We start from the raw sequence: 4,615 nt of genomic DNA, 5'->3' as shown, positions 1-4,615 counted from the left end.
ACGGTGCAGCCGCTGGCCTATGCGCGCGGGCTGGCGCGGGCCGCGGCCGAGGCCGGGGCGCGAATACATGAAAACAGCCCCGTGACGGGCGCGGAATTTCGCGGCGGGACATGGATCATTCGCACGCCGCGCGGCACGGTGCGGGCGCGCGCGCTGCTGGTGGCGACCAACGCCTATCACCGGCCGGTCCGGCAGGTCGCGGTGCCGCGCGTGCCAGTGGTACAGTTTTTCCAGTTGGCGACCGAACCGCTGGGCCACAACCTTGCCGGTGACATCCTGCCGGGCGGCGAAGGCTGCTGGGATACGGGGCTGATCATGTCCTCGGTCCGGCGCGACGCCGCCGGGCGGCTGATCCTTGGCGGCATGGGCGGCGAGGCGGCGCTGCACGAAGGCTGGGCGCGGCGCAAGCTGACACGGCTTTTCCCGCAACTGGACGGCGCGGCGATCAGCCATGCCTGGGCCGGGCGTATCTCGATGACATCGGATCATCTGCCGCGCATCCTGCGCGTCGCGCCGCGCGCGGCCTATGCCGTGTTCGGCTATTCGGGCCGCGGCATCGCGCCGGGCACGGTTTTCGGACAAGCGGCGGCGCGCGCGTTGCTGAACGGGAACGAAGACGGGCTGCCCGTGATGCCGGTCGACAGCCATGGCGAGGTGCTCCCGGGCCTGAAGACGGCGGTCTACGAGGCCGGGGCCCGCATCATTCACGCGATCAGCGCACGGCGATGAAAAGCGGATTACTCGCGTAAGCGCATAATCAGTATTATGTTAAATTTTTAATTGACGACCGCAACAAAACGGGAGGACATCAGCGGTTGCACGGCTTGGGCATACTGCCCGCAACAGATGCACGTGGCGCTCGACAGCGTCGCCCCTTGACGGTAAAAAAAGATATATACCGGAGTCCTATCTGAATGTCATCTGTCCTGATCCTCAACGGTCCGAACCTCAACCTGCTCGGGCAGCGCCAGCCGGATGTCTACGGCCACACGACGCTTGCCGATATCGCGGCGCGTTGCCACGAGGTCGCGCGGGCGCGCGGCATGACCGTGGTGTTCGAGCAATCCAATCATGAAGGCGCCTTGCTGGACATGATCCATGCCGCGCGCGGTGTTCATGACGGGATCATCCTGAATGCCGGTGCCTACACGCATACCTCGGTCGCGCTGATGGATGCCATAAGCGCGGTGGAGCTGCCGGTCGTCGAGCTTCACCTGTCGAACATCCATGCGCGCGAGCCGTTCCGCCACACCTCGTATATCGCGCGGGTCGCGGTCGGGGTGATCTGCGGCTTTGGCGCGCACGGCTACGAACTGGCGATCGAGGCGCTGGCACCACATCTCGAGGATCGCGCATGATCTCGACCGAGTACCTCAACCGGCTGCTGAACGCGCCCACCATCGAGGAACTGTGGGACATGCACGCGCGGTCGATGGCCGATTACGGGTTCGACCGGCTGATTTACGGGTACACCTGCTATCGCACGAAGAATTCGCTGGGCGACCCGGAGGATTTCGTCGTCCTGACGACGCATGACAGTGATTACATGGACGTGTTCCTGGGCGAAGGCTTCTACCACCGCGCGCCGATGGTTCGCTGGGCGCTGGAGCATGACGGCGCATGTTCATGGCGCGTGCTGCAAGACATGGTGGCGTCGGGAACCCTGACCGAGGACGAACGCAAGGTCTATGAATTCAACCGGTCGCGCAATGTCGTTGCAGGCTACTCGATCAGTTTCAAATCCATTTCACCGCGCGCCAAGGGCGCGATCGCGCTGACCGCGCGCGAGGGGCTGAGCCAGAGCGATGTGGATTCGATCTGGGCGCGGCACGGCGACGACATCCAGGCGCTGAACAACGTGGCGCATTTGCGGATTCTCACCCTGCCCTACAATGCGCCGGGCCGCGCGCTGACCAAGCGCCAGCGCGAGGCGCTGGCATGGGTCGGTGACGGGAAGACGGTTCAGGACATCGCGATGCTGATGGGCCTGACCCGCCCGACCGTTGAAAAGCATCTGCGGCTCGCGCGGGACGCGCTGAATGTCGAAACGACGGCGCAGGCCGTCCTCAAGGCCGCTTTCCAGAACCAGATATTCATCGTTTGAAAAATGTTTTTTTCGCCAAAGGATACTTTTTTATTCGAATGGTACGGAATCCCGTACTTTCGTTACGCAACGTAAAAGTGCAACTTCCACGAGTTCCATGAGTGGTAGCTCTTTCGAGCTTGGGAACAACGGGTGCCAAGCGGCTTGAAAATTTTGCAGTGCCCGCTTGCATCTGCCGGCTGCGCCGGATGCCGGTCATCGGCCCCTTTCAGGGCCGTTGGCCGGCGCTCCTGACCGCCCGCTTCATCCCCATACGACGGGTGGTCGTCATCGGCGGTGTCGTCCCCGGACGGCACCGCCGAACAGGGCGTTTCCCTGCCCCTGCCGATCCCCGGCGCGCGATCCGGGCTTCAAGCCGGATGGAATTCCCCGCGTTACGTGACGATACGCGTCTGGCCTGGGCCATTCGGGCTGACGGCCCGCGCGTGATTAAAAAAAACGGGGGCGCCTCTGCGCCCCCGTTTGCATCAATCGAGCTGTGGCCCGGGCTGTCAGCCCTGCGCGGCCTTGGCGACCTCGGCGGCGAAGTCCTCGTCTTTTTTCTCGATGCCCTCGCCCACTTCGAAGCGGACATAGCCGGTGATCTCGGCGCCCGCTTCTTTCGCGGCCTCCGCGACCGTCAGGTCGGGATTGACGACGAAGGACTGGCCCATGAGAGTCACCTCGGACATGTATTTCTTCATGCGGCCCTCGATCATCTTCTCGATCACCTGTTCGGGCTTGCCCGACTCGCGCGCGATGTCGATCTGCACCTGACGCTCTTTCTCGACGATGGCGGGGTCCAGCGACGCTTCGTCCAGCGCGGCGGGATTGGTGGCGGCAATATGCATCGCGACCTGCTTGCCGAACGCGGCGTCGGCCCCATTGAGCGCGACCAGCACGCCGATCTTGCCCATCCCGTCGGTCATGGCGTTGTGGACGTAGGACACCACGGTTTCGCCCTCTAGCTTGGCCATGCGGCGCAGCGATATGTTCTCGCCGATGGTGGCGATCTTGTCGGTGATCGTGTCGGCCACCGATTTGCCGCCCAGATCGGCGGCGGCCAGTGCCTCCACGTCGTCGACGGACAGCGCGGTTTCGGCGATGTCGCGGACCATCGTCTGGAATTCGGCGTTCTTGGCGACGAAATCGGTTTCGGCATTCACCTCGACGGCGACGCCGGTGCCACCGGCCACCTTGACGGCGACAAGCCCCTCGGCAGCGGTGCGGCCCGATTTCTTGGCCGCCTTGGCCAGCCCCTTGGTGCGCAGCCAGTCAACGGCGGCGTCCATGTCGCCATCCGTTTCTGTCAGCGCCTTCTTCGCGTCCATCATGCCTGCGCCCGTCTTGTCGCGCAGATCCTTTACCAGTGCAGCGGTGATCGCCATCTCGGCTCTCCTTCGGAAATACAAACTGGGTGACGGGGGCGGCATACCGCGCCCCCTGTGTCGGTTTCGTGAAAGCGGCTCAGCTTTCGGCGGTGGCGTCGGCCGCCGGGGCGTCCTCGGCGACGGCTTCCTCGGCCGGGGTCTCGGCCAGTGCGCCGACATCGACGCCTGCCGCTCCCAGCTGGGCCGACATGCCGTCAAGCGCCGCGCGGCTGACGAGATCGCAGTAAAGCGCGATGGCGCGTGCCGCGTCATCGTTGCCGGGAATGATGTGATCCACGCCCGCCGGGCTGCAATTGGTGTCGACCACGGCCACGACCGGGATACCGAGTTTCTTTGCTTCGGCCACGGCAAGCGATTCCTTCTTGACGTCGATGACGAAAAGCATGTCCGGCAGGCCGCCCATTTCGCGGATGCCGCCCAGCGACGCTTGCAATTTCTCCTGGTCGCGTTCGAGGCCGAGCCGCTCCTTCTTGGTCAGGCCCTCGGCGCCGGCTTCGAGGATCTCGTCGATCTCGTTCAGGCGCTGGATGGATTTCGACACCGTTTTCCAGTTGGTCAGCGTCCCGCCGAGCCAACGGTGATTCATGTAGTATTGGGCGCACCTCCCGGCCGCGTCGGCGACGGGCTGCGCCGCCTGCCGCTTGGTGCCGACGAACAGCACGCGCCCGCCCTTGGCGACGGTTTCGCGGACAGCGTTCAGCGCCGCGTCCAGCATCGGCACCGTCTGCGTCAGGTCGAGGATGTGGATGCCATTGCGCGCGCCGTAGATGAACTCGCCCATGCGGGGGTTCCAGCGCTGCGTCTGGTGGCCGAAATGCACGCCGGCTTCGAGCAGCTGGCGCATGGAAAACTCGGGAAGAGCCATGGTCTTTTCCTTTCCGGTTTGTGCCTTGGCGCGGGATGAGAAGCGGGACGCTTCAACCGGTGGACAGCCGGGGATGTCTCCCCCGGACGGCCCGCCCGCGCCTGCGGATTGAGTGCCGCGCGTATATAGCGGGCCGGCGCGACGCGCAACCCCCTTGCCACCCCGTACCGGACCGGACCAGATGGGGCCATGACACCTGACACCGACACCCGCGGCGCGGGCGCCGCCCCGATCCTGCTGTCCGACGAGGCCGCCGCGGCCCGGGCGGCGGGCACG

General features: G+C 65.0%; 5 protein-coding genes. 3 read left to right on the top strand and 2 right to left on the bottom strand.

Going from position 1 to position 4,615, the window contains the following annotated elements; all coding sequences use genetic code 11:
- The 3 genes from ACH107_RS30315 to ACH107_RS30305 all read left to right on the top strand — a co-directional run.
- Positions 1–729: NAD(P)/FAD-dependent oxidoreductase (locus ACH107_RS30315; protein WP_412509417.1), on the top strand; the 729-nt coding region annotated here is incomplete at its 5' end.
- 185 nt (positions 730–914) lie between these two features.
- Positions 915–1,358, top strand: a complete 444-nt coding sequence (aroQ, locus tag ACH107_RS30310) for a type II 3-dehydroquinate dehydratase (protein WP_412509416.1) — start codon at positions 915–917, stop codon at positions 1,356–1,358.
- The gene (locus tag ACH107_RS30305) at positions 1,355–2,104 is read left to right on the top strand and encodes an autoinducer binding domain-containing protein (protein ID WP_412509415.1); all 750 of its coding nucleotides are present in this window, start codon (positions 1,355–1,357) and stop codon (positions 2,102–2,104) included. The genes aroQ and ACH107_RS30305 overlap by 4 nt, the downstream gene beginning before the upstream one ends.
- A gap of 491 nt (positions 2,105–2,595) precedes the next feature.
- On the opposite strand, the gene tsf is transcribed toward ACH107_RS30305, so the two are convergent.
- Together tsf and rpsB are read right to left on the bottom strand one after the other, a co-directional pair.
- Positions 2,596–3,471: a translation elongation factor Ts gene (gene tsf / locus ACH107_RS30300; protein ID WP_412509414.1), complete on the bottom strand. Its 876-nt coding sequence runs from the start codon at positions 3,469–3,471 to the stop codon at positions 2,596–2,598.
- Between the two features lie 79 nt (positions 3,472–3,550).
- Positions 3,551–4,339, bottom strand: a complete 789-nt coding sequence (gene rpsB / locus ACH107_RS30295; RefSeq protein WP_412509413.1) for a 30S ribosomal protein S2 — start codon at positions 4,337–4,339, stop codon at positions 3,551–3,553.
- Positions 4,340–4,615 lie beyond the last annotated feature (276 nt).

The sequence above is a fragment of the Roseovarius halophilus (ex Wu et al. 2025) genome, from assembly GCF_047086965.1.
Note: the sequence above shows the minus strand (reverse complement) of the source record. Positions and strands in the feature narration are given on the sequence as shown.

Coding starts and splice junctions, on each gene's coding strand:
- aroQ (WP_412509416.1), top strand. CDS start 915: ATGTCATCTGTCCTGATCCTCAACGGTCCGAACCTCAACCTGCTCGGG.
- ACH107_RS30305 (WP_412509415.1), top strand. CDS start 1,355: ATGATCTCGACCGAGTACCTCAACCGGCTGCTGAACGCGCCCACCATC.
- tsf (WP_412509414.1), bottom strand. CDS start 3,471: ATGGCGATCACCGCTGCACTGGTAAAGGATCTGCGCGACAAGACGGGC.
- rpsB (WP_412509413.1), bottom strand. CDS start 4,339: ATGGCTCTTCCCGAGTTTTCCATGCGCCAGCTGCTCGAAGCCGGCGTG.